The sequence below is a fragment of the Cyclobacteriaceae bacterium genome (assembly GCA_013141055.1).
Classification (GTDB): Bacteria; Bacteroidota; Bacteroidia; order Cytophagales; family Cyclobacteriaceae; genus ELB16-189.
In genome coordinates this window covers 2,110,860-2,136,601 of record JABFRS010000001.1, presented here as the reverse complement: position 1 = coordinate 2,136,601, position 25,742 = coordinate 2,110,860, and the positions used below count along the sequence as shown (strand labels likewise).

Here is a 25,742-nt window from a genome sequence, read left to right as displayed (position 1 = left end):
GTCTCCGAGGATCCTCTACACGACATCTAGTATTCCCTTCTCTTTTTCTGCCAGTTTCGACTCTCCCATCAGATATTCATCTATTGCCCTGGCAGCTTCTCTTCCTTCTGAGATCGCCCACACTACCAGCGATTGACCACGACGCATATCGCCGGCAGAAAAAATGTTATCAACGGAAGTCTGATAACGTGTACATTTTACATTGCCGCGTTCATCGTAATCAATGCCTAATTGATTCAACAATCCTTCCTGTTGCGGATGTAAAAAACCTAACGCAAGAAGAATTAATTCTGCCGGAAGTATTTGTTCTGTGCCTGCAATCTCTTTCAATATTGCTGGCTTTCCATTATCGGACTTTACCCATTCTACTTCTATCACTTTCAATGCCTTCAGATTTCCAGCATCGTCACCGATGAATTCTTTTGTAACAATGCTCCACTGTCGCTCGCATCCTTCCTCATGTGAGGTAGAAGTTCTCAAAAGCATCGGCCAGTTCGGCCAGGGTGTCGATTCATGACGACCTTCCGGTGGCTTGTTCAATATTTCAATCTGAGTGATGGACTTCGCACCATGACGATTGGATGTACCAACACAATCAGAACCAGTATCACCACCCCCCAGTACAATTACATTTTTTTCATTTGCGAGAATATCTTCCGTCTCAACTTTCTTTCCTCCCACTCTTTTATTCTGTTGCGTAAGGAAATCCATGGCGAAGTGAATGCCTTTAAGGGTTCTTCCAGGAACAGGTAAATCGCGCGGGATGGTTGAGCCACCGGTTAGCAAGATCACGTCGTTGTCTTCACGAAGCTGATTCACTTTTACATTGCCACCAACATTTGATTTTGTTTTGAAAACAATCCCCTCTTCTTTCATGAGTTGGATGCGACGATCAAGAACTCCTTTGTCAAGTTTGAAATCCGGAATACCATAGCGAAGTAATCCCCCGACTTCATCGGCGCGTTCATAAACAGTTACAATATGTCCAGCGGAATTTAATTGCGATGCAGCAGCAAGACCTGCAGGACCGGAACCAATGATCGCAACTTTCTTTCCGGATCGGCTAACGGGAATTTTTGGTACCACCAATCCTAACTCAAACGCCTTTTCAATAATTGATTTTTCAATGTATTCAATCGTGACGGCAGGTTTATTGATCGCTAATACGCAGGATGATTCGCATGGCGCAGGACAGATACGTCCAGTGAATTCAGGAAAATTGTTTGTTGAAACTAAAATATCATAAGCGAGCTTCCAGTTTCCATGATATGCAGCGTCATTGAATTCAGGAATATTATTTCCAAGTGGGCAACCGGAATGGCAAAATGGAACACCGCAATCCATGCAGCGACCAGCTTGTTTTATGGTAAGGTTTTCATCAACGTTACCTTCGACTTCTTTATAGTCATGAAGACGTTCAGCAATGTTCCGTTTTTTTGGAACTTCCCGTTCGTTTTCTAAAAATCCAGTTGGCTTGCCCATGCAGTCGTTATTGATTAATCGTTAATGTTTGATAGAAATTCACAGGGACGGGTTAACGATTAACAGTTAATGGTTCACGTTTATTTATTTTTCTTTTCTCAAGCACAGCTTTGTATTCTGTTGGCATCACCTTCACAAAATCAGAAAACACCTTCTTCCAGTTTTTGATAAGATTTTCTGCGGTTTTGCTGCCAGTTAGTGTATGATGCTCAATGATCATGGAATGAAGAGATTCTTCATCTTCCTTATCAAGTGTATCCAGCATCACCATTTCCATGTTGATGTTTTGTGTGAAAGTTTTCTTTGGATCAAACACATAAGCGATTCCACCGCTCATACCTGCAGCAAAGTTTCTTCCAGTGTCGCCCAACACAACCACTACACCACCGGTCATGTATTCGCAACCGTGATCACCAAGTCCTTCCACAACGGCTTTTACTCCCGAGTTCCTTACGGCAAAACGCTCTCCTGCCCTTCCGCGAATAAATACATCGCCGGAAGTTCCACCATACAATGCCACATTACCGATGATAATATTCTGAGCAGGATCGTAATTGATTCGTTTGTCAGGATAGACTACAAGTTTTGCTCCTGAGAGTCCTTTGCCAAAGTAATCATTGGTGTCGCCCTCCAATTCAAAGGTGATTCCTTTCGCAGCAAAAGCACCGAAGCTTTGTCCTGCAGTACCTCTGAACTTGAAATGAATTCCACCTTTATCAAGCTCAGCATTCGCCATTGCTGAGCTGGTGTATTTCTTAGTGATCTCATTCGAAAGCATTGCACCTACAGCACGATCTTCATTTGTGATCGCGAACACGCCATGCACAGATTCTTTTTCTTCTAAAAATGGCTTAGCGATCTTGATCAGAGTCCGGTCAAGCACACGTTCAATTTCATGATCCTGGTCTTCCTGTCGGAACAAAGCAGTATCCAAACTGATTGGCTCTTTATATAATATTGGAGAAAGATCAAGGTTGGTGAACTTCCATCGTTCATCTGATTCCTTGAATTCCAGGTAATCACTTTGACCGACCATCTCATTCACGGTGCGGAATCCAAGTTCGGCCATTACTTCACGAAGTTCTTCTGCAAGGAATGTAAAGAGATTCACCACATATTCAGGCTTACCTGTAAACAATGCTCGCAGTTCTTTATTTTGAGTGGCCACTCCAACGGGACATGTATTTAAATGACACTTGCGCATCATGATACAACCTGTTGTTACCAATGCTGCTGTAGCAACACCCCACTCCTCAGCACCTAACATTGCTGCAATGGCAAGATCCCGACCCGTGCGAATCTGCCCATCAGTTTGCAACACAACACGACCTCGTAATTTATTTCTTACTAATGTTTGATGCGCTTCTGCCAAACCTAATTCCCATGGAAGACCAGCATGACGAATTGAACTTAGCGGTGATGCACCTGTTCCTCCATCATGTCCTGAGATGAGTATCACATCGGCATGAGCCTTCGCAACGCCGGATGCAATCGTGCCAACACCTGCTTCTGAAACCAACTTTACACTGATGCGTGCTTCGCGATTTGCGTTTTTTAAATCGAAGATCAATTGAGCAAGATCTTCAATGGAATAAATATCATGATGCGGTGGAGGAGATATCAATCCAACACCAGGAGTTGAATGTCGCACACGACCGATCCAGTCATCTACTTTATGACCTGGAAGTTGTCCACCTTCACCAGGCTTTGCTCCCTGAGCCATCTTTATCTGGAGCTCTTTTGCATTCGATAAATAATAACTGGTTACACCAAATCTTCCCGAAGCAACCTGTTTGATTGCTGAGTTTTCCCAGTCGCCATTTTCCTTACGGTGAAACCGAGCTTCATCTTCGCCACCCTCACCGCAATTGCTTTTGCCGCCAATACGATTCATCGCAATCGCGAGCGTACTGTGTGCTTCATGAGAAATAGATCCAAAAGACATAGCTCCTGTAGCAAAACGCTTGAAAATGTTTTCAACAGGCTCGACTTCACTGATGGGAATAGATTTTCCTTTACGGAATTTTAAAAGGCTACGGAGCGTAACTGCCTTCTCACTCTGATCATTAATGAGTGAAGAATACTTTTTAAATAGTTGAAAGTCGTTGGTCTTCGTCGAATGCTGAAGAAGATGAATGGTCTGAGGATTGAATAAGTGTGCTTCGCCGCGCTGTTTCCATTGATAAACACCACCCACTTCCAATTGAATAGCCTCTTGTGAAGTCTTTGGAAACGCAAGTCTGTGCTTAGCTAATGCCTCTTTTGCAATATCATCAAGTGTAAGGCCGCTGATGCGCGAAACTGTTCCTGTAAAATAATGATCGACTACTTCCTTACTGATTCCCAACGCTTCAAAGATCTGCGCACCATGATACGATTGTAATGTGCTGATTCCCATTTTGCTCATGATCTTGAGCAATTCACCATTAACGGCTTTCTTATAATTATATAATGCCTCTTCTTCTGTAAGATCTTCGCGAAGCAATCCTCTCTTCTTCATGTCGAAGATCGTTTGGAAAACGAGATAAGGATTGACACCAGAAGCTCCGTATCCTAATAGTGTTGCATAGTGATGTGTTTCCCAGACGTCTCCAGCCTCCACAAGAATCCCAACCTTACCACGAAGTCCTTTGCGAATAAGATCATGATGCACTGCAGCAACTGCCAGCAAGGATGGAATCTGGGCGTGACCACTGTCAAAACTTCTATCCGATAAAAGAATGATTGTGAATCCATCCTCAACTGCATCTGTCACATATTGACAAACGCGATTCAATCCTTTCTCCAAAGCACCCGGAGATCCATCTGATTTGAAATAAGTATAAATCGTTTTTGTCTGAAGATGACGGTGATCGATGTATCTTATTTTTTCAAGATCACTGTTGGATAGAATAGGTGTTGGTAACTCAAGAGTAATGCAGTGCTCGGGAGTTTCTTCAAGAAGATTGAGGGAACCACCCACATGTGTTACCAATGACATCACCAATCGTTCGCGTATAGAATCGATCGGAGGATTGGTGACCTGCGCAAAAAGTTGTTTGAAATAACTTGAAAGATGTTGTGCCTGGTTGGATAGCACTGCCAATGGAATATCACTTCCCATTGAACCTAATGCTTCCTTACCAGTCTCACACATTTGCGTTAAGACAACGCGCACATCTTCTGTTGTATAACCAAATGAAATTTGTCTTCTGATAAAAGTTCTTGGATCATACTTATGAAAACTTCCTCCAGGTTCTGGAAGATCCTGTAACCTCACTTTATTAAGTCGTACCCATTCGCCATACGGCTGACGAGTACAAATACTTTTCTTTAATTCATCATCGCTGATGATACGGCCCTGCTCCAGATCAACAACAAACATTTTTCCGGGTTGCAGTCTTCCTTTCGTAACAACCTTAGCGGGATCAATGTCCAACACACCAACTTCTGATGCCATGATGATGCGATCATCATCCGTCACAACATAGCGAGATGGCCTTAATCCGTTTCTGTCAAGAGTAGCTCCGACAATTTTCCCATCAGTAAATGTTATCGATGCCGGTCCATCCCATGGTTCCATGAGATTGGCGTGGTATTCATAAAAATCTTTTTTCTCCTGACCCATTTGCTCATTGCCATCCCATGCCTCCGGGATCAACATCATCATCACATGTGGTAATGACCTGCCGGAATGCAATAACAATTCAACAACATTATCGAGATTGGAGGAATCTGATTGTGCTGGATTGCAAATCGGCAGAATCATATCCAGCTCTTCACGCGTAAAGAATTCGGATGAGAAGAAAGCTTCCTTTGATTTTAGCCAATTGATATTGCCCTGGATAGTATTGATCTCTCCATTATGAGCAATGTATCGGAAAGGCTGAGCCAATCGCCATGAAGGAAAAGTGTTGGTAGAAAAGCGTGAATGAATCACTGCCAATGCTGAGACTACTTCTTCATGTTCAAGGTCGGCGAAATAATGCTTCAGCTGTCTTGATGTAAGCATGCCTTTGTAGGCAATGGTTTTGTAAGAGAGTGATGAAAAATAGAATTGATTATTGACTCCCTGGACGGATTCAGTTACGATCCGTGTCGTATGCATTCTGAGAACAAAAAGCTTTCTTTCAAACTCATCAGGGTCGCTGATAGACTCAGGCCGTTTGATGAAAATCTGCTCCATAACCGGCTCAGCACGGAGGGCCGTTTCGCCGATTTCATTGTTTTTTGTGGGCAAAAGACGATAGCCCAGCAGGGCCATTTTCATCTTTTTGATCTGGCGATTCAGGACCGTCCGGCATTCCTCCCTGGCCTTGGGATCGCGGGGAAAAAACACCAATCCAACCGCGTATTGGCCATAGGAGGGCAGTTTTATGCCTAATTTATTACATTCGTTGGTGAAGAATTCGTGGGGAATCTGGATCAAAATCCCGGCTCCGTCGCCCGTATTGGCCTCACAGCCACATGCCCCCCGGTGGCTCATTCGTTCAAGCATGGTAATGGCGTCCATGACCAGCTGATGCGATTTGCGTGCTTTGATGTTGGCAATGAACCCGACTCCACAAGAGTCTTTTTCAAAGCTGGGATGGTAAAGTCCCTGTTGCTCGTTCACAATCTCTTTCAATCTCTTCGATCCGGTTAAAAAAGTGTAAAGCACACGCCGGACGAAATAAATTTACTAGGATAGAATCAACATAGCGACTCCTTGTAAGAGTATTTTCAAAATCAATGGTATTTCTGACTAACGATCGGTAGCGAAAACGATTGTTATTTGATCTTTTGTTTTAGGTGTCTACTCATGTCTCAATGCCTTGATTGGATTTGACATCGAAGCCTTTAATGATTCATAGCCAACCGTCAATAAAGTGATCACAGCTATTAAACCAATCGCTCCTGCGAATACAAAAACAGAAAGTGGAGTACGATATTCAAATCCCTGGAGCCATTGATTTGTTAAGTAGTATGCAACAGGCAATGCGATGACACAAGCAATCAGTAAGAGCTTACCAAATACACCGAGCAACAAAAGCAGTACTTGCGTGTTGCTCGCTCCCATCGTTTTGCGAATTCCAATTTCTTTAATGCGTTGTTGCGACATGAATGATGCAAGTCCATAGAGACCAACACATGTGATAAGAATCGCAAGCCATGAAAACTTTTCCGTTAGCGCTGCAACTTTGGTTTCGCTTTCATACATGCGACCAAACTCTTCATCGATGAACCAATAATCAAATCCGAAATTTGGAAATACAGTCTTCCATGTTTTTTCGATGAACTGAATTTTCTCAGTAATTTTTCCTTGCGGTAAACGAATGTGAATGATGCGATCTTCAGTATGTGGTTTCGGTGCAATGGCAAGGGGTTCAATCTTTTTATGCATAGACCGATAAGGGAAATCATCTACAACACCGATTACTGTTCCGGTGATTGGAAGAAGAGTGGTGTCCCTTCTTCTATTATATCCATTCACAAGTTCCGGGCGAATGATTGATTTTCCCACCACCTCTTCTGCAGTAAGGTGCAATGCTTTTACAGCAGACATATTCAAAATAACAGAAGTACTGTCCGCAATATTCTTTGGATCAAAGTCACGACCAGCGATTATTTTCAGATCAAACGCTCCTGGAAAAAAGTAATCTCCGTTCAATTGAAACCACTGATGCTTCTCTTCACTGATTTCAGGAAACTGCATCTCCATATTGATCGGACCGAAGAAATCCAGGCGCGGCAAATGATTGGCAAGCGTCATGTTTTCAATTTCAGTATCATTCTGAACGGCGTTCTTAAAAACGAGGTAACGCTCGTTGTCAGCAGGTCCCGTAAACCCTCCATATCGGATCGAAATGATCTGCTTTCCTGCCTCGTTTAACTTCGAGTCTCTCATCAGACTCATTTGACGGACAAGAATGACAGTACCCACAAGAAGTGTAACCGCTACGACAAACTGAACTGTAGTAAGGAATTGACGGAAGATATTAGAGCCCTTTCGAAAGGCAAATTTCCCCTTCAAAACGGTGGCAGGTTCAAAACCTGAAACAAACAATGCCGGGTAGCTTCCCGCAAGGATGGTAACGAAGGCAATCACGCCGAAAATGATCAACAACATCGGTCCATTCATGATGTGCTGAAGGGTGAATGTCTTACCCGTTAGATTGTTGAATTGAGGAGTGAATAACAAGACCAAAAGGATCGCGATCAATGCTGAGATGAGTACCAGAATGAAAGACTCCAGCATGAATTGAAAGAATAATTGAGCACGAACCCCACCAAACGTTTTTCTAAGTCCGATTTCACGCGCACGGCTGGCTGACTTTGCGGTAGAGAGATTTATATAATTAATACACGCGACCATCAGGATCAGTATAGCAATGGTAATGAACACGTATACTGATTTTATATCAGCTGTTTTATGATCAATAGTCCAGTCCATTTCTTTATCAAAATGAATGTCTGTGATCTTACGAATGACAGGAGTGAATTTGAAATCCCATTTATTTTTGGCGATCAGATCATTTGCTTTCTTTTGAAGATCTGCCTGGATGGATGGAATCTTTTCCGGATTTGTACAGATGAAATAGGATTGAGAGAAGTAATTGTTTCCATTGTTATCTCCCATCGATGTGTTAAGCTTATTCTCAAGATCTTCGATGTATGGTTTCAGTGCGAGAACGTTAGCAACAAACTTTGGATTAACGTGTGAGTTGGAAGGAAGATCTTTTGAGATGGCTGTTACCATCATTTCTATTTTATTACCACGCGTTGCATACGTGTGAGAGATGATCAATGACTTATTGATCGGATCCTCATTACCGAACAATTCTTTGGCTGTTGATTCTGTGAGAACAATGCTGTTGAGTTCTTTCAGAGGATTATTCCTATCACCTTTAACAATTGGAAGATAGATGACCTGTGCGAAGCTCGGCTCTGCCCAAACCATATCTTCAGTCATCAGCGTGCGATCATTCTTTTCATTGTGAAGACTCGTTGGCATTCCATAGGTATCATAGCTTGTGATTCCACCTACTCCTGGATAATTCGCCTGTATATAATTGTCCCAACCCGCTGGAGCGTAAGGAGCAGCCTCTTTTTCTCCATTGGCAAAATTCAACACATAACCCATGCGGTATGTATTAGTAGCATCAGGATGCATCGTGTCATAGGTCAGCTCGTCTTTCACATAGAGCAGAATGAATAGCGCAGAGGCTAATCCGAGCGCTAGTCCAAACATGTTGACAACAGCAAAACCCCGCTGTTTAATGATGTTGCGAAAAGCCAGTAGAAGGTAGTTTAGAAGCATATTGGGCGGTTATACTATTTAAAGAGATGTCATGAGCATTGGAAAATTGGCCTATCCTTTTGGCAGATTTACATCCTGAAAAAGAGAAACGTCGGTTATTTACTTCGATTACAAGGTTTAGTTACGCAATAGATGCTAGAAAGGCCGATTCTGATGCTTGTACAAATCTGGAGAGAAAACGTTTGAAACTATCACATATGCTGTTTTTACCCAAAAAAAGCCATTTTCCCTAAAAAGGAGTTTGCATAAGGGAAGTTTTATGTTACAACTTGTTACATCTCAGGACTATTAATTACACTCCCAGCCTGCCGGGCCCCTTATCATTCGGTTTTTACTGTTAGGTATTAAACTTTTAGCTTTCCACTTTTAAACGTCCCCTCATGATACACGAGTACATACAATCCCATCAGGAGCAATTCCTCAACGAACTTTTTGAATTACTAAGAATACCTTCTGTAAGCGCAGACAGTCGTCATGCTGGCGATGTTCGGAAGGCAGCTGAGTATGTTGTGGAAAAGCTGAAGGCGGCAGGTGCTGAAAAAGTTGAGTTAATGGAAACCAAAGGTCATCCCATTGTTTATGGTGAGAAGATGGTCGATCCAAAGAAACCGACCGTTTTGGTGTATGGTCACTATGATGTACAGCCTCCTGATCCTCTTGATCTGTGGAATACACCCCCCTTTGAGCCGACAGTGCGTGACGGAAAAATTTATGCACGCGGTGCTTGTGATGATAAAGGACAATTTTATATGCACGTCAAGGCATTTGAAATTATGATGAAACATAACATGCTAAGTTGTAATGTGAAGTTCATGATCGAAGGTGAAGAAGAGGTTGGATCGGATAACCTTGGTACTTTTGTAAAAGCAAACAAGGAAAGACTGAAGGCAGATGTGATTTTGATTTCAGACACATCTTTGATCTCATTGAATCAACCTTCCATTACTGTTGGTTTGCGCGGATTAAGTTATATGGAAGTGGAGGTGACGGGCCCCAACAGAGATCTTCATTCAGGTGTTTATGGTGGTGCTGTTGCAAATCCTGTTAATATTTTGAGCAAGATGATCGCATCCATGCATGACGAAGATGGAAGAATTACGATTCCCGGATTTTATGATAAAGTAGCTGAGCTATCCAGCGATGAACGAAAGGCAATCAACAATGCTCCTTTTGATCTGAATGATTATAAAAAAGAGTTAGGCATCGAAGAGATCAAAGGAGAGAGAGGATATACAACGATTGAGCGAACAGGTATTCGTCCGACGTTGGATGTGAATGGCATCTGGGGTGGGTATACAGGTGAAGGTGCAAAGACAGTGTTGCCATCAAAAGCACATGCAAAAATTTCAATGCGGCTGGTACCAAATCAAAGTCCTCAGGAGATCACGGATTTGTTCACCAAACATTTTATATCAATAGCACCTAAGTCAGTGAAGGTAAAAGTAATTGCACATCATGGTGGCGAGCCTGCAGTGACACCAACGGATTCAAAAGCATATCATGCTGCGAGTAAAGCTTTCGAAGAAGTTTGGGGTAAGAATCCGATACCCACACGCGATGGAGGCAGCATTCCAATCGTTGCGTTATTTAAAAAGGAACTGGGCCTCGACACAGTATTAATGGGATTCGGTCTTGATACCGATGCATTGCACTCACCCAATGAACATTATGGCATTAAGAATTTCCTGATTGGAATCGAAACGATTGTGGCGTTTCATAAGTATTATGGAATGGGGAAGTAGAACCACTTGTTTGAAATGCTTGCTGTCTCATCAGTTCACCATATATCCCCTGAATTTGTACTTCATAAAAAAGAAATAGCAATTTCAGAATCATATCATGTAATTGAATTGGTTTTTAAACACACCTATTAATTTCATAGTTTTAGGTAAGGGGCTGCTTTTTTAGCGGCCCTTTTTTATCCCCCTCATCTTTTATGAAGCACATCACACTCCTTGTATTGAGTTTGCTAATAGCACTGGGATGCCAGGCTCAGGAATCATTCAATACTTTAAGTGCAATGACCGATCACATCCTGGCATATCAGGCGGACAATGGTGCACTTTCGCGTAAATACACCATTCGTGAATCAGATGAGTATTATTCCAGATTTAGTAAGCTTCATAGTGATTGGCTGAACAAATTGAAAAGCATTCAGTTTGAATCGTTAAATCAAACAGGAAAAATTGATTACATCCTTTTAAAAAATCTTATTGAACGTGAAGAGTATGCTCTTCAACAGAACAAACGGGAATTTGAACAGATCCAGTCATCAATAAGGTTTGGGGATAAGATTCTGCCGTTAGTGATTCTCAGAAGAAAAGGTGCTGTCCTCGATGGGGAGAAGACGGCCGCTGCTTTCAATGAGTTAAAAAAAGATGTTCAGCTGAAACAGCAGGAGATTGAAAAATTACCAAAGTACAATGAGCGACTTGCCAACAGGGCAAGCAATGCAGCGCAAGGTTATAAAGCGGCACTTCGCGACTTATTCAGATTTTATAATGATTATGATCCGCAATTCACATGGTGGACAAAAGCTCCCTATGCGGAGTTGGACACTACTCTTGCTCAATACGTGCGTTTTCTGAAGAACTGGAAGACGATCGATGTATCCAAAGATGATGGCAGCGGAATCTTTGGAAATCCAATTGGTCGTGAAGAGATTATCAAGAGCCTTGAGTTTGAAATGATACCCTACACTCCTGAAGATCTGGTTGAAATTGCCAACAAGGAATTTGCATGGTGTGAAAAGGAAATGTTGAAAGCATCTGCAGAGATGGGCTTTGGTGATAAATGGAAAGATGCTTTGGAAAAAGTCAAGAATGATCACGTTGCGGAAGGTCGTCAACCTGAGTACCTGGAATTTCTGGCAACAGAAGCAATTGATTACGTTGAGAAGAATAATCTTGTAACTGTGCCAACATTGGCAAAAGAAGTCTGGCGCATGACCATGATGAGTCCTGAACAACAAAAGTTCAGCCCTTTCTTTTTGGGAGGTGAAGTCCTGCAAATTGCTTTTCCTACCAGCACCATGCCACAGGAAGATAAAATGATGAGTCTTCGTGGTAACAATAAACATTTTGCACGGGCAACAGTCCATCATGAACTCATACCGGGTCATCACCTGCAGTTATTCATGAATAGTCGTTATCATCCTGAACGACGTAATTTCAGCACACCTTTTTCTGTTGAAGGTTGGGCAGTGTATTGGGAGATGATATTATGGGACAAGGGTTTTCAGAAGTCGCCGGAGAACAGAGTGGGAATGCTCTTCTGGAGAATGCATCGTTGTGCAAGAATAATTTTCTCGCTCAACTATCATATGAATAAGTGGACTCCGCAAACTTGTATTGATTTTCTTGTCGATAAAGTGGGTCATGAACGTGCCAACGCAACAGCAGAGGTGAGAAGATCTTTCACGGGAGGTTATCCACCGCTCTATCAATTAGCATACATGATCGGAGCGAAACAATATTATGCGTTGCGCACGGAACTCGTCAATACAGGAAAAATCAAGGAAAAAGATTACCATGATGCGATTCTTCAAAACGGATCAATTCCCGTGGAAATGATGAGAGCATTATTGACAAATGATCGGCTCTCAAGGGATTTTAAAACATCATGGAAGTTTAAGTAAGAGCTCTTAAGTAATCTTTCTGCCGTTCATAACGGTAGAATAGTAAAGTCCCTATAGATTTTAAATATTCACAGCCTTATTCAAATAAGTATGATTAAAAGATTTTTAGTAATAGTGCTTTGCTTCCTGGCAACGCATCTGGCCATTGGTCAGAACTATAGCAACCATGCACAACTGACGCAGCGAGTGAAGGCGCTGGAATCTGCAAATCCAACGCTGACCAAATTGCAGTCTCTCACCAAAACAAGTGGGGGAAAAGATATTTGGGTTCTTGAAATTGGTTCGGGTGACCGGGCCAACCATCCAGCTATTGTTGTGGTGGGAGGAGTGGAGGGATATCACTTACTCGGTCAGGAGTTAGCGGTTGGCTTTGCGGAAAAACTTTTAGCAAACGCACAAAAGGATAGTATTAAAAATCTTTTGAGTACAACAACATTTTATGTTTTCCCATCGGTTAGTCCGGATGCAGCAGAACAATATTTTGACAAAGTCAAGTATGAACGAAGTGCCAATGCAACATCAACCGACGATGATCGTGATGGTAAGATGAATGAAGATCCTTTTGAGGACCTCAACAACGATGGTTTAATATCCATGGTACGAATCGAAGACCCATCTGGTAAATGGAGAACACATCCAGCTGATAACAGGATCATGGTGATGGCTAATGCCGAAAAGGGCGAACAAGGAAAATACATTCTTATCTCTGAAGGAATTAATAATGACAAGGATGGTAAGACCAATGAAGATCCTGAAGGAGGAATACAATTCAACAAGAGTCTGACATTCGACCCACCTTACTTTATGCCGGGGGCTGGAGAACATCCTGTATCTGAATTGGAGAACCGCGCAGTACTTGATTATCTGTATGAACGATTTAATGTATTTGCAGTCGTTACGTTCGGGCCAACCAACAATCTTTCAGAACCCTGGAAATTTGATAAAAGCAAAAACGCCGGCCGTGTGCCAATGGGCATCCTTGAAAATGATGCGCGTCCGAATAAAATTGCCTCTGATCTTTATAAGAAAAGCGTTTCGCTTAAAGATGCTCCCGTTGTAGGAGGAAGCAAAGGGGATTTTGTTCAATGGGCTTACTTCCATTACGGTCGTCAAAGTTTCAGCACATCAGGATGGTGGGTTCCTAAATTTGAAATTCCAAAAGATACTGTTCAGGCAAAAAAATATAAGGTTAATGATGATAAGAATACAGATGTTGATTTCATCCGATGGGCTGAAAAAGAAGGAGTGGATGCATTCACCCCATGGCAGAAAATAAATCATCCTGATTATGTTGGGAAGAATGCTGAAGTAGGAGGGTTTAAGCCATTTGTGAAAATGAATCCTCCATATAAAATGGTAAATAAACTTGCGGAGGATCACACAAAATTTATTCTCTCTCTTGCCTCGAAGAAACCAGAAATAGATGTCATCGGACAAAAAACTGAATCGCTGGAAAATGGTGTGAGTCGCATTACCATAACTATTCAAAACAAAGGACTCTTTTCAGCCATTGCTGATATCGGAAAGAACAACAACTTCAACAAACTTGTGAAAATCACTTTGACAACCACAGGCGATCAGATGATCATCAGCGGAAATAAAGTAACGCTGTTGCCCAATCTTGAAGCTGGTGAAACAAAAGAACTAAGCTGGCTGATAAAGGGTAAGGGCAAAGCAACAGTGGAGGCCGGTTCACCACAGACAGGAGTGAAAAAAATTGACATTAACCTTTAATCGAATCAGCATGAGATCTTTCATCTATATATTCTTTCTTTTATCGGTAGCAGTTTCATCAATAGCTCAGGAAGCCAACGGAGTTTTTCGCGCGGCAGGAAGCCCCGAAAATCCTAAAGTGCCCATTTCCTGGAATCGTTACTATAATCATGCAGGGATCACAGATATCTGTAAGAAACTGGCGGCAGCACATCCTGATCTTATCAAGCTTGGAACCATTGGTAAAAGTTTTCAGGGTCGCGAAATGTGGGTATTGACTGTAACCGATTTCACGAAAGGCAAACCGGAAGAGAAGCCTGCCATGTACATCGATGGAAATATTCACTCCAATGAAATTCAGGGAACAGAAATGGCGATGTACACAGCATGGTATCTCGCAGAATCATTTAAGGATGTAGCATTTATAAAAGAACTCCTGGCAGATAAAGTTTTCTACATCGTCCCGACAATCAATCCGGATGCCCGTGATCATTTTATGAAAGAACCGAACTCTCCCAACAGCCCACGTTCAGGAGTTATGCCAGTGGATAATGATCGTGATGGATTGATCAATGAAGATGGATTTAGTGATCTGGATGGTGATGGAAACATTACTCAGATGATCCGCAAAAATCCAAATGGGAGATTTAAGAAAGATCCTAATGATCCACGGAGATTGATTCTTGCGAAGACGGATGAACCAGGAGGATATGAGCAATTGGGTTATGAAGGGATTGATAAGGATGGTGATGGCCGTGTCAATGAAGATGGAACAGGTTACTATGATCCTAATCGTGACTGGGCATGGAAGTGGCAGCCAAACTATATTCAGAACGGAGCATTTAAGTATCCATTCTCAATACCAGAAAACAGAAACGTGCGTGATTTTGTCATCACTCATCCCAACATTGCAGGAGCACAAAGCTTTCATAATTCAGGCGGAATGATTCTTCGTGGTCCGGGGGCGGAAGAAGACATCAGTACCTATAATGCTGATGATGTTAGAATATATGATGCGATTGGAAAAAAAGGGGAGTTGTTAATTCCTGGTTATAATTATCTGGTGGTGTACAAAGATCTCTACACAGCATGGGGTGGTGAGCTCGATTGGTTTTATGGAAGTCGTGGGGCATATACATTCTCCAATGAGCTTTTCAATTCTTATCAATATTTTCATAAGAAAGGCGACGAAGAAAGATCGGGCCCTGGAGAAGCATATGAATTTGACAAGTCATTGTTATTCGGCGATGCAATTGTTGCATGGAAGGAATTCACTCATCCTCAGTTTGGAAAAATAGAGATAGGTGGTCCAAAGAAAAACTTCACGCGTGCCGATCCGGGATTCTTATTGGAAAGCGATGCACACCGCAACATGGCATTTTGTGTTTATCACGCTTACAGCATGCCGAAACTTGAAATAGATGAGATCACAGAAAGATCGTTAGGAGGAGGACTTATAGAAGTAACAGCAGTCATCGCCAACAAACGTATCATGCCTACACACTCAAGTCAGGATTTGAAATTCAAAATTGAAAGACCTGATTACATCCGTATCGAAGGCGCTTCTGTGGTGGCTGGGCTCATCGTTGAGAATCGTGACATGAATTTGATTCGTGAACAAAAAACAAATCCTAATCAACTTGAAGTTGACAATATTCCAGGAATGGGATCTGTAACTGTTCGTTGGATCATCAGTGGAGGAAAGACATATTCCGTAAAGGTTGATAGTAAAAAAGGCGGAACAGCGAGTAAGCAGAAATAGCAATTGTGTTATTCTATGAAGCCATCGCTTCTTTTAAAAACCCGTTAACAGCGGGTTTTTGCTTTCATGGATTGTCTTCCGGGCTGCAATTCACGCTGTTTTTTGTTAATGATTTTTAAATTGTGATGATTGCCTTACTCTCCACCAACGATTTTGCTGTGAGTTGCGTTACCTTAGCATTCGTTTTACAGACCATATTATAATGCGTTCAATACATATTTTAATTTTCCTGCTGATCGGATATTGCACATCTTCATCTGGCCAGGTGCTCAATCCAACTAAATGGAAATACACTGCTTCTAAAACTTCAGTAGCTATTGGTGAAGAGATTGAATTAATCTTCTCAGCTGAAATTGAGGCGAACTGGTATCTCTACTCCAATGAGTTCGACTGTGAAGATGGCCCTATAAAGACTACTGTGAATTTTATAGCTGACCCGAGTTATAAGCTTGTCGGTAATCTTCGTGCTATCAATCCTTTGGATAAGCATGATAAAAACTTTGAATGTGATGTGAAAATATTTAAAGTCAAAGGTGAGTTCCGTCAGAAAATAAAAATTCTAAAATCGACTCTCAGAATTAAAGGAGAGAGCGATTATCAGACTTGTAGTGATCTTAATGGAGTATGCGTCCCGGGCAGTGAGGAGTTTTCTTTTGACAACATCATCACAGTAAGCGGCGAAAAAAAAAATGATGATTCAAATCAGGAAGAGACAGCAAGCACTGTAACATTAAATACCGACACCACAGTTGTTGCAACGACAACGGTTACGCCCCAGGAAATTTATGGCGCTAATAAGGGACCTCAACTCGATCCGGCCCTCATTCAGGAAACAGGTGGAAAGTCTCTTTGGGGATTTTTCCTTTTCGCATTCATCGCAGGCCTGGCAGCATTACTAACACCATGTGTATTTCCTATGATCCCAATGACGGTGAGCTTTTTCACAGGTCGTGGAACAAAAGTTCAGGCATTGATCTATGGAGCATGCATCATTATTATTTATACACTCATTGGAGCAGTGCTTGCACCCTTGATGGGACCCGAAACAGCAAATCATCTTTCAACGGAATGGATTCCAAATCTTATCTTCTTTGCTGTGTTCATCGTTTTTGGACTTTCTTTTTTAGGATTGTTTGAGATCACACTGCCAGGAACTTTTATTAACAAGGTTGATCAGCAATCAGAGAAAGGCGGACTGTCAGGAGTTTTCTTCATGGCATTTACATTGGTGCTCGTTTCATTTTCTTGTACCGGCCCCCTGGTTGGAAGTATTCTGGTTTCGTCAGCTGGTGGCGAATTTCTGAAACCAATTATTGGCATGTTTGGTTTTTCTGCGGCCTTTGCCATTCCGTTTACACTCTTTGCTTTTTTTCCTGGATGGTTAAAATCATTGCCGAAATCAGGTGGATGGCTAAACACAGTGAAGGTTGTATTAGGATTCATTGAAATAGCATTGGCATTCAAATTCCTTAGCATTGCGGATCAGGCGTTTCATTGGCGGATACTTGATCGCGAAGTAAATCTTGCCATCTGGATTGTAATCGGCGTACTCATTGGACTTTATCTGATGAAAGCATTCCGTTTGCCGGGAGACACAGGTGCTGATGCCGAGAATAAGATTGTAAGTGTATTAAGAGTTTCTCTTGCCATCGTGATGTTCACATTTGTGGTTTATCTGATTCCAGGAATGTGGGGAGCACCTTTAAAGGCTTTGGCAGGATATCTTCCTCCTATGTCAACTCACGATTTCGATTTGATAGGCGCTGCACGCAAAGACAAGCCTAATGAAATATGTGATGTTCCAAAGTATTCCGAGTTTTTGCATTTCCCTCACGGTATCAGTGGATACTTTGATTACGATCAGGCAATTGCATGTGCGCGGCAGCAAAAAAAGCCTTTGTTCATTGACTTCACTGGCCATGGCTGTACAAACTGTCGTGAAATGGAAGCGAGAGTTTGGTCCGACCCCGCAGTATTGCAAAGATTAAAAGAAGATTATGTTGTTGTTGCTTTGTATGTCGATGATAAAACTGAGCTTCCTGAAAGCGAATGGTACACATCTACCTATGATAATAAAGTAAAGAAGACGATGGGCAAGCAGCATGCTGATCTTCAGATCACAAATCTTAATAATAATGCACAACCGTTTTATGTATTAGTTGGAAAAGATGAACGAGTGCTGGTGTCCCCAAAGCCTTACGATTTGAATGTTGATCATTTTGTAAAATTCCTTGATGAAGGTAAGAAGAGGTACAAGGAATTGTATCCGTAATTAGAACCAAATGACAAATGTCAGCATGATATATATGTCATAAATGCTGACCGGTGTGCTCAAAAAAAATTTCTTTGACTTTTCGTACATTTGCGCCTCAGTTTTAGTCGTTATTTTATTTTTTAACCTAAGTCTGCCGTGAGAATCTGGAAAATTGTAGCAAGTGTTGGAGTTGGCGTCGCATTATTAGCAGCAGGATACTTCCTAACCGATCGCGTTGCGGTATCGGAATGGATGGATGAGTATGCTGAAGAGCAACCTATTCAGGAAGAAAAGCCTGAAGAGCCTCAACCTGTCGTTTTGTACGGAATGGTTGTTAATGATCTTCAGATTACAGAAGATGTTGTTAAAAGGAATCAACGATTCTCGGATCTCTTCCAGGGATATTATGTTCCGGCGCATGTTCAGCAACAGCTCAGCTTACTATCACGCGATACATTTGACTTCAGAAAAATTTCTACTAACAAGAAGTACACGCTTATTTCAGAGCCCGATTCACTGAGATCTATTCGTGCGTTGATTTATGAGCCCAATCCTATTGACTATTATATTTTTCACTTTAAGGATTCCATGCGTGTTGAGCAAGGTCGTCGTCAGGTAGTGACATTGGAGAAAGAAGTAGCGGGAGTAATTGGATCAAGTCTTTCCGAGACAATTGAAAAACTTGGAATATCACATGAGTTGACTAATCGCTTCGTCGATATTTTTGCATGGCAGATTGATTTTGCTCGCTTGCAAAAGGGAGATCGCTTCAAACTTTTTTATGAAGAACAATCTGTCAACAATCAGGCAATCGGAATCGGAAAGATTCTTGGTATTTACTTCGAACACTTTAATCATCCATATTACGCAGTGCCCTTTGATCAGGGAGATGGCATTGATTATTTCGATGACGAAAGAAAAAGTTTGCGCAAAGCGCTGTTAAAGTATCCTATTGAATTCACACGTATCAGTTCACGTTATAATCTTAACCGATTCCATCCGGTAGCAAAAGTTTTCCGTGCTCATCTCGGTACCGACTTTGCTGCGCCAACCGGAACTCCCATCAGAACCGTTGGCGATGGTATTGTATTGGAAGCAGGTTATAAATCCAACAATGGTAATTATGTGAAGGTGCGTCACAATGCCACATACACAACACAATATCTTCATATGTCTAAGATAGCTCCCGGTATGCGTGCAGGAGAGAGAGTCAGGCAAGGTGAAACAATTGGCTTTGTCGGCAGCACTGGCCTTGCTACAGGGCCACATTTGTGTTATCGATTCTGGAGAAATGGCGTTCAGGTAGACGCTCTGCGCGTAGAACTGCCTCCTTCCCAGCCAGTGAAAAATGAGTTTGTTGTCCAGTTTGATGAAGCTAAAACACGTGTTATCAAGCGACTGGATATGATTCTCCTGCCAGAACCACCCATCATTGTGGCCAGAAACTAGCCGGTATTTTTGTTGACGTTTTTTTAAGGACAGAATTTACTCAGATACGACTTCCCGTATATAAGTTTGTCTTTATATATTAATAGCCTATTCAATTATGGGTTGTTCGCATAACCCAAAACAATGAGGAGACTCCTGGTTGGTTTATTGTTTTTATTCTCCCTTTCTGTTGAAGCCCAAAAGGTAGCAGTGGTGATGAGTGGAGGTGCAGCAAAAGGCATCGCTCACATCGGAATGCTCAAGGCTTTGGAAGAAAATGATATCCCTATTGATTATGTTGTGGGGACTTCGATGGGTGGTATCATCGCAGGATGTTATGCGGCAGGGATGAGTCCTGAGCAAATCGAGCAGACAATGCTCAATGATAATCTTCTAAGATGGATCAACGGTCAACTTGAAGACGGATACAATTACTACTACAACAAGAACGACGTTCATCCTTCCTTTGTCAAACTGAATCTGTCACTCGACTCGACTTTTAACTTTAACTTAAACAGTAGTCTCGCCAATGATATCTCTCTGAATTTTGCAATGGCAGAGAAGATGGCCCAGCCTTCCGCTATTGCAAAAGGTAATTTTGACAGCCTGTTTGTTCCTCTCCGGCTGGTCGCGGCAGAAATATTCACTCAGCATGAAGTAATTCTTAAAGGGGGATCTCTGGGAGATGCTCTTCGCGCAACGCAGACAGTTCCGTTTTTCTATAATCCCATTCGCGTTGATGGTCAGTATCTGTTTGATGGTGGCGTTTATAATAATTTCCCTGTCGATGTGGCTCAAAAGGAATTTAATCCCGAAGTAGTGATTGGATGTAACGTATCCAGTAAGATCTATGATGAGTATCCTAAGGACGAAGACGACAAACTGATTTCTAAATCGCTGCTTTATCTTTTGTTGGATAAGTCAAATCCGAATGATGTTCCTGCTACGGGAATTTATATCCAACCCAATCTTAAATCGTTTACCAGCTTCGATTTCAAAAAAGCAAAAGCACTCATTGATAGTGGTTATGCTGAGACGATGCGACTGATGCCTGAGATCAAGGCAAAGATTGCAAGACAAAGAGCATGTGAAGATGTTGCGGCAGCGAGAAACAAATTCAATAACCGTACGAGTCCCCTGCTGGTGGACAATATTGTCATGGGTGGATTTAACTCTTCACAAAAACGTTATATCAATAATTTCTTTAAAAGCGGGCAAAGACCTCTTTACTTCAGTGATGTAAAATCCGGTTACTACAGACTGGTATCGGAAGACTACTTCAGAAATATCTATCCAAGCTTTTCATTTAATCCGGATACGCGTCGTTTTAATTTTCAACTGGCAAGAAGACCTAACAATAATTTTCAGGTTGACTTCGGTGGCGTCATTGCAACAAGAAACATCAGCAACATTTTTCTTGGTTTGAACTATTACTACTTCAACCGGATACTTACTCATGCCAGTGCGAATTTTTATACCGGAAGTTTTTATAAATCAGCACAACTAAAGGCCAGACTTGATTTCCCCAATTTTGGACAATTCTATATTGAGCCGGAAGCAACTTTCAATGACTGGAATTTTACTGAGAGTAGTGATATCATCGTAAAAAAATCAAACTCAACAATCCTTGATCGTATTGATCGCAAGGTGGGTGTTAGCATAGGTATGCCTGTTGGCAAAAGATTCAAGGCATCTGCAAATGCCAACTACATTAATAATACTGATCAATACATCGATACAGATATTCTTATCTCTACTGATACCCTTGATGTATTGAAATTGATTGGCGCACGATTTGGATTTCACTTATCGACAAACACACTTAACAGAAAGCAATATGCTTCAACAGGAAAAGCTTATGATTTTGGAATTGATTGGTTTGATGTGAACGAAAGCCTTACGCCGGGAACAACTTCAGTACTTCGAAATTCACCTATTGAAGACACCCGAAGACTTTGGGTAAGAGGATCTTTACGAATGGAGCAATACTTCAGAAAAGGATTCTATAGTTCGGGATATTATCTGCACGCAAATTTTTCCAATCAGCCTGTGTTTGCAAATTATCAGGGAACGATCATCAATGCCCCTGGCTTTTTCCCAATACAGGATAGCCGCATACTGCTGCTTCAGAATTTTCGTGCCTTCAACTTTGTGGCTGGTGGCTGGAGAAATGTTTTCTCGGTGAGAAAAAATCTTGACTTCCGATTAGAAGGTTATCTTTTCAAGCCGTTGGAGTCTATTTCAAAAGGCGAAAATCAGAACCCTGTTCTCAATGATGAGATCACCAAAATATACTTTGCTGGTACTGCCGGATTGGTTATGCATTCGACGATCGGCCCGATCAGTTTAAGCGTCAATTACTATGATGACCCAAGAAATCAGGTCGGAGTTCTGCTGCATATTGGATTCTTATTGTTCAATAAAACCTCAATGGAGTAAGAAACTCCATTTCGCCACCACCAGAAGTGATGTTTTAAGCCTGAAAATGGCCGCAGCCATTAATGAAAGGTTAAGTTTTTTAAAATTTTAATTAAGTTTAACCTTTCAATTACACCCTCATTCCTATTTCCGCATGAAGAGATACCTAATCCCGTTCCTGGTATATATATTTTGCTCCCTCCAGGGAAATGCTCAAGTAGTCCAATGGGCTTCGAAAGTGATAGAATTCTCATCGGAATTGACCCCTGTTCAATACTCAGCGCAGCAAGCACTTGGCAAACCAAATGTTTTACCAGAAGGAGGTCAGAATCCAAATGCCTGGACACCCGATAAACCACGTCGTCAGGAATTTCTGAAGCTTGGATATGCCAAGCCAATGCAGATTGTACAGATAGCCATTGCTGAATCCCATAATCCAAGTGCGGTTTTTAAAATATATGCATACGAAGAAAATGGTACCGAGCATTTGTTGAGAAGCATCAACCCAGGACCGAAACCTCAAAAGGCCCGGATGCTAAATGTGATTGTTGAAAAGACTCCTTATAAAGTAGCAGCAATAAAACTTGAATTTGATGGAGAAGCATTAAATGATTATTTCTCCATTGACGCAGTTGCTATCACTGATTCAAATTATCCAATCATTGCAGACATCTCCATTCCAGAGTTACTAAGCAAAGGACTCATCATTGAAAAACTGGACAAGAATGTAAATAGTGATTTTAGTGAGTTGAACCCGTTGCTTTCTACCGATGGCAAAACACTTTACTTCTCAAGATCAAACCATCCTGAAAACATGGGTGGTGTAAATGATAAAGAAGACATTTGGTTTTCTGAATTGGGATCTGATGGAAAGTGGACCCTTGCAAAAAATATGGGACCTAAGTTTAACAATGAAGGACCAAACTTTGTCAATGCGATTGCGTCTACACCCGATGGCCAGTCTGTCCTGATTCTTGGAAATAAATATCTTCCAAATGGAAAAATGCTGGCAGGTGTATCCATGAGTACCAACATTAATGGTAACTGGACAAAGCCGATGGCAATGAATATTGAGAACGATTATAATTTTAATGAGAGAGCAAATTACTTTCTGGCGAATACCAAAAAGACATTGATCATGTCTGTTGAACGTGAGGATTCAAAAGGAGGAAGAGATCTTTATGTAAGCTTCCAAAAGAAAGATAGTGTCTGGTCAGAGCCTTTGAATCTTGGAAGCGTTGTCAATACTGCGAATGAAGAGTCCGCTCCCTTTCTGGCTGCTGATGACAAGACCTTATACTTTTCTTCCAATGGATTTAGTGGTTTCGGGGGATCTGATGTGTATGTTACCACACGCCTGGATGACACCTGGACAAACTGGTCAGAGCCCCTCAACATGGGACCAGACATTAACTCCAAGCTTGACGATCTGTTCTTTAACATTCCTTCAGCAAGTGAGTTTGCATATTATTCCCGTGGCATCACTCCGGACAATGCCGATATCTTTCGCGTAAAGCTGCCTGTTTATAAAAGCCCTGAAACAATTGTTATTGTAAAAGGCAAACTCATCGATAGCAAAACAGGTAAGCCTGTTGGTGCAAAAATTATTTATGAAAGACTTCCTGACGGAAAAGAAGTTGGTGTCGTCTATTCAAATCCTGAAACAGGAGAGTATGAAATTCATTTGCCAGCAGGACAGAAGTACGGAGTTCGCGCGGAAGCAGAAGGCCATTTGTCTGAAAGCCAGAACCTGGATCTGACAAACGTGACAAAGGATGGCGCTGTTGAAGTACAGAATTTCCAGCTTGCACCGATTGGAGTTGCTGAGATTGCTCCTGATGCAAGCATTGTTCTGAACAATATCTTCTTTGACGTTAACAAAGCAGTTCTGAAAGATTCATCTTTCCCTGAATTGAACAGATTGGTGCAATTGATGAAGGAAAAAACAAGCATGACTGTTGAGATTTCAGGACACGCTGATGCGACTGGTCCTGAAGATTGGAACCTGACATTATCAGGATGGCGCGCAAATGCAGTTTCCAAGTACTTGACAGAAAAAGGAATTGATAGTGGACGTATCACTACCATTCCTTATGGAGAAACAAAACCTATTGATAACAACGACACTAAAGAAGGTCGTAAGAAAAACAGACGTGTAGAATTTAAGATCATTAAACTTTAATTGTAAATGAAAAAAGTTAATGTGCTGATTTTGCTGAGTGCAATTATCTCAATTGCATCTTTTGGACAGCAAAAGGATACGGTTGTTTTTGCAACAGGAAGTATTTTCAATAGCAATACGAAGGAACCTGTTTCGGCCAAGATATCTTATGAAAGCCTTCCATATGGAAATCTTGTTGGGATGATCAACGGGAGTAGCTTTTCTTTTCCGATGTACAACAATGAGAAGTATGAGATCACAGTAGAGGCTCCTGGCTTTTCGCCAGCTAAATACATGCTGGATCCTGCTTCCGCTAATGCAGAGCGAAAAGTTGTTCAGGATGTTGCCCTGGGACTTCCCGTATCTGCGGCCGCTACAGCAGAGACTACTCACACCGTTGGAAAAGTTATGCGCCTCGATGCGCTTATCTTTCAACAGCGTTCTGCCATCATCACCCCTGAATCATATCCCGAATTGAATACAGTAGCTCAAATGCTCCATTCAAATCCTAAAATGGTGATTCAGCTGGAAGGACACACTGATACACGTGGTGACGCAAAACTGAATCTTAAGCTTTCTCAACAGCGCGTGGATGCGGTAAGAAATTACCTCCTTTCCAAAGGCGTTTCCAAAGGCAGAGTTAAAACAAAAGCATTTGGAGGAACCTCACCGATCAGCAAAGAAAATACAGAAGAAGCTCATAAGCTCAACAGAAGAGTAGAGGCCCGTATTCTCGAAAACTAGTTAGAAGCCAGAATTAAAAGTTTCTTAATCTGAACATTACGAAGATGATTGATGCAAATCGTCTTTCTCTTTTCGTCATCAGATAATTCAAGAACGCTATTCAACAGCAGAGCTCCCAATTCACCGCAGCGTGGTGAATTATATAAGGCGGCAGATTTTTCAAGAGCAACGCAGCCCGCCAGCAAGTCACGGCGATTGTAAGCTTTCACTGCCTGATTGAAGTACAAAAGAGCTGAAAGTTTTTCCGGTGATACAGATTGATACAATTTGAAACTGTAAGCGTATTGTGATTTGCCGTTGCTTGCCGTAATAATTTTGTTGTTATGGTATTCTCCTATGCGTTTTGTTATTTCTTCTTTGTGTGTGATAAAACCACCCCAGCGATCAGTGGTTTCCAAAAGCACCTCTCCCTTTGTAGTGTGAACGATAAGGAAAATATGATAATTAGTCTCTATCACCTCGTAAGAGAAATCAAGTCCATCAAGGATGTTGCTGAATAATGCAGTTGCAGTCAGGCAATCGTAACGTCCTGTTGTAAAAATTTCCTTGAAGTCAGCGTATGCTTCATACTTTTTTAAGAAAGTGCTGTGTGCTTTTTGAAAAGCCCTATGCAAAAGTTTTTCTTCTGACAGGCCAGCATTGGAAAGAGTAGCAACAAAGGAATGAACTTTGAGTTTTGCCTCTTCGCTTATAGACTGATCAACATCATTTGTCGCAAGAAAAGCATCAAGATTGTTCTGCGATTGCGCTGCAAAACCTGCCAGTACCAACAATATAATAATGAGCTTCTTCACCCCTCTGTTAACAAATACATAATAAACTTAACACACAGGTAACATATATGCAATGTTCTTAACATTGGCG

Annotated in this window: 13 protein-coding genes; 9 read left to right on the top strand and 4 right to left on the bottom strand. The window is 41.6% G+C overall.

Annotated elements, in window-relative coordinates:
* Positions 1-15: 15 nt before the first annotated feature.
* From HOP08_09580 to HOP08_09570, 3 genes are all read right to left on the bottom strand, one after another.
* Entirely contained in the window at positions 16-1,482 is a 1,467-nt protein-coding gene (locus tag HOP08_09580) for a glutamate synthase subunit beta (protein NOT75166.1), read from the bottom strand.
* 52 nt (positions 1,483-1,534) lie between these two features.
* Positions 1,535-6,088 (bottom strand): glutamate synthase large subunit, encoded by a 4,554-nt coding sequence (gltB, locus tag HOP08_09575; GenBank protein NOT75165.1) that lies wholly within the window; start codon positions 6,086-6,088, stop codon positions 1,535-1,537.
* 168 nt (positions 6,089-6,256) lie between these two features.
* Positions 6,257-8,761: an FtsX-like permease family protein gene (locus tag HOP08_09570; GenBank protein ID NOT75164.1), complete on the bottom strand. Its 2,505-nt coding sequence runs from the start codon at positions 8,759-8,761 to the stop codon at positions 6,257-6,259.
* 380 nt (positions 8,762-9,141) lie between these two features.
* On the opposite strand from HOP08_09570, the gene HOP08_09565 reads away from it, so the two are divergent.
* The 9 genes from HOP08_09565 (at position 9,142) to HOP08_09525 (ending at position 24,878) form a co-directional block, all read left to right on the top strand.
* On the top strand, positions 9,142-10,503 hold the full coding sequence (locus HOP08_09565; GenBank protein ID NOT75163.1) for a dipeptidase: 1,362 nt from the start codon (positions 9,142-9,144) through the stop codon (positions 10,501-10,503).
* 194 nt (positions 10,504-10,697) lie between these two features.
* Complete coding sequence (locus HOP08_09560; GenBank protein ID NOT75162.1) at positions 10,698-12,398, top strand: DUF885 family protein; 1,701 nt, start codon at positions 10,698-10,700, stop codon at positions 12,396-12,398.
* A gap of 90 nt (positions 12,399-12,488) precedes the next feature.
* Positions 12,489-14,132 (top strand): peptidase, encoded by a 1,644-nt coding sequence (locus HOP08_09555; GenBank protein NOT75161.1) that lies wholly within the window; start codon positions 12,489-12,491, stop codon positions 14,130-14,132.
* A 10-nt stretch (positions 14,133-14,142) separates the two neighbouring features.
* Entirely contained in the window at positions 14,143-15,873 is a 1,731-nt protein-coding gene (locus tag HOP08_09550) for a peptidase M14 (GenBank protein ID NOT75160.1), read from the top strand.
* A gap of 202 nt (positions 15,874-16,075) precedes the next feature.
* Positions 16,076-18,145: a DUF255 domain-containing protein gene (locus tag HOP08_09545; GenBank protein NOT75159.1), complete on the top strand. Its 2,070-nt coding sequence runs from the start codon at positions 16,076-16,078 to the stop codon at positions 18,143-18,145.
* A gap of 234 nt (positions 18,146-18,379) precedes the next feature.
* Positions 18,380-19,576 carry a peptidoglycan DD-metalloendopeptidase family protein gene (locus HOP08_09540; protein ID NOT75158.1) on the top strand — a complete coding sequence of 399 codons (1,197 nt, stop codon included), beginning with the start codon at positions 18,380-18,382 and terminating at the stop codon, positions 19,574-19,576.
* Positions 19,577-19,699: 123 nt separating this feature from the next.
* Positions 19,700-21,994, top strand: coding sequence for a patatin (locus tag HOP08_09535; protein ID NOT75157.1), 2,295 nt, complete (start codon positions 19,700-19,702; stop codon positions 21,992-21,994).
* Positions 21,995-22,127: 133 nt separating this feature from the next.
* Entirely contained in the window at positions 22,128-24,155 is a 2,028-nt protein-coding gene (locus HOP08_09530) for an OmpA family protein (GenBank protein NOT75156.1), read from the top strand.
* A 6-nt stretch (positions 24,156-24,161) separates the two neighbouring features.
* Positions 24,162-24,878, top strand: coding sequence for an OmpA family protein (locus tag HOP08_09525; GenBank protein NOT75155.1), 717 nt, complete (start codon positions 24,162-24,164; stop codon positions 24,876-24,878).
* Here the strand turns inward: HOP08_09525 and HOP08_09520 are convergent.
* The gene (locus HOP08_09520; protein NOT75154.1) at positions 24,875-25,672 is read right to left on the bottom strand and encodes a hypothetical protein; all 798 of its coding nucleotides are present in this window, start codon (positions 25,670-25,672) and stop codon (positions 24,875-24,877) included. The genes HOP08_09525 and HOP08_09520 overlap by 4 nt on opposite strands.
* Positions 25,673-25,742 lie beyond the last annotated feature (70 nt).

Coding starts and splice junctions, on each gene's coding strand:
- HOP08_09525 (NOT75155.1), top strand. CDS start 24,162: ATGAAAAAAGTTAATGTGCTGATTTTGCTGAGTGCAATTATCTCAATT.
- HOP08_09555 (NOT75161.1), top strand. CDS start 12,489: ATGATTAAAAGATTTTTAGTAATAGTGCTTTGCTTCCTGGCAACGCAT.
- HOP08_09565 (NOT75163.1), top strand. CDS start 9,142: ATGATACACGAGTACATACAATCCCATCAGGAGCAATTCCTCAACGAA.
- HOP08_09545 (NOT75159.1), top strand. CDS start 16,076: ATGCGTTCAATACATATTTTAATTTTCCTGCTGATCGGATATTGCACA.
- HOP08_09530 (NOT75156.1), top strand. CDS start 22,128: ATGAAGAGATACCTAATCCCGTTCCTGGTATATATATTTTGCTCCCTC.
- HOP08_09550 (NOT75160.1), top strand. CDS start 14,143: ATGAGATCTTTCATCTATATATTCTTTCTTTTATCGGTAGCAGTTTCA.
- HOP08_09540 (NOT75158.1), top strand. CDS start 18,380: ATGGATGAGTATGCTGAAGAGCAACCTATTCAGGAAGAAAAGCCTGAA.
- HOP08_09580 (NOT75166.1), bottom strand. CDS start 1,482: ATGGGCAAGCCAACTGGATTTTTAGAAAACGAACGGGAAGTTCCAAAA.
- HOP08_09535 (NOT75157.1), top strand. CDS start 19,700: ATGAGGAGACTCCTGGTTGGTTTATTGTTTTTATTCTCCCTTTCTGTT.
- HOP08_09570 (NOT75164.1), bottom strand. CDS start 8,761: ATGCTTCTAAACTACCTTCTACTGGCTTTTCGCAACATCATTAAACAG.
- HOP08_09560 (NOT75162.1), top strand. CDS start 10,698: ATGAAGCACATCACACTCCTTGTATTGAGTTTGCTAATAGCACTGGGA.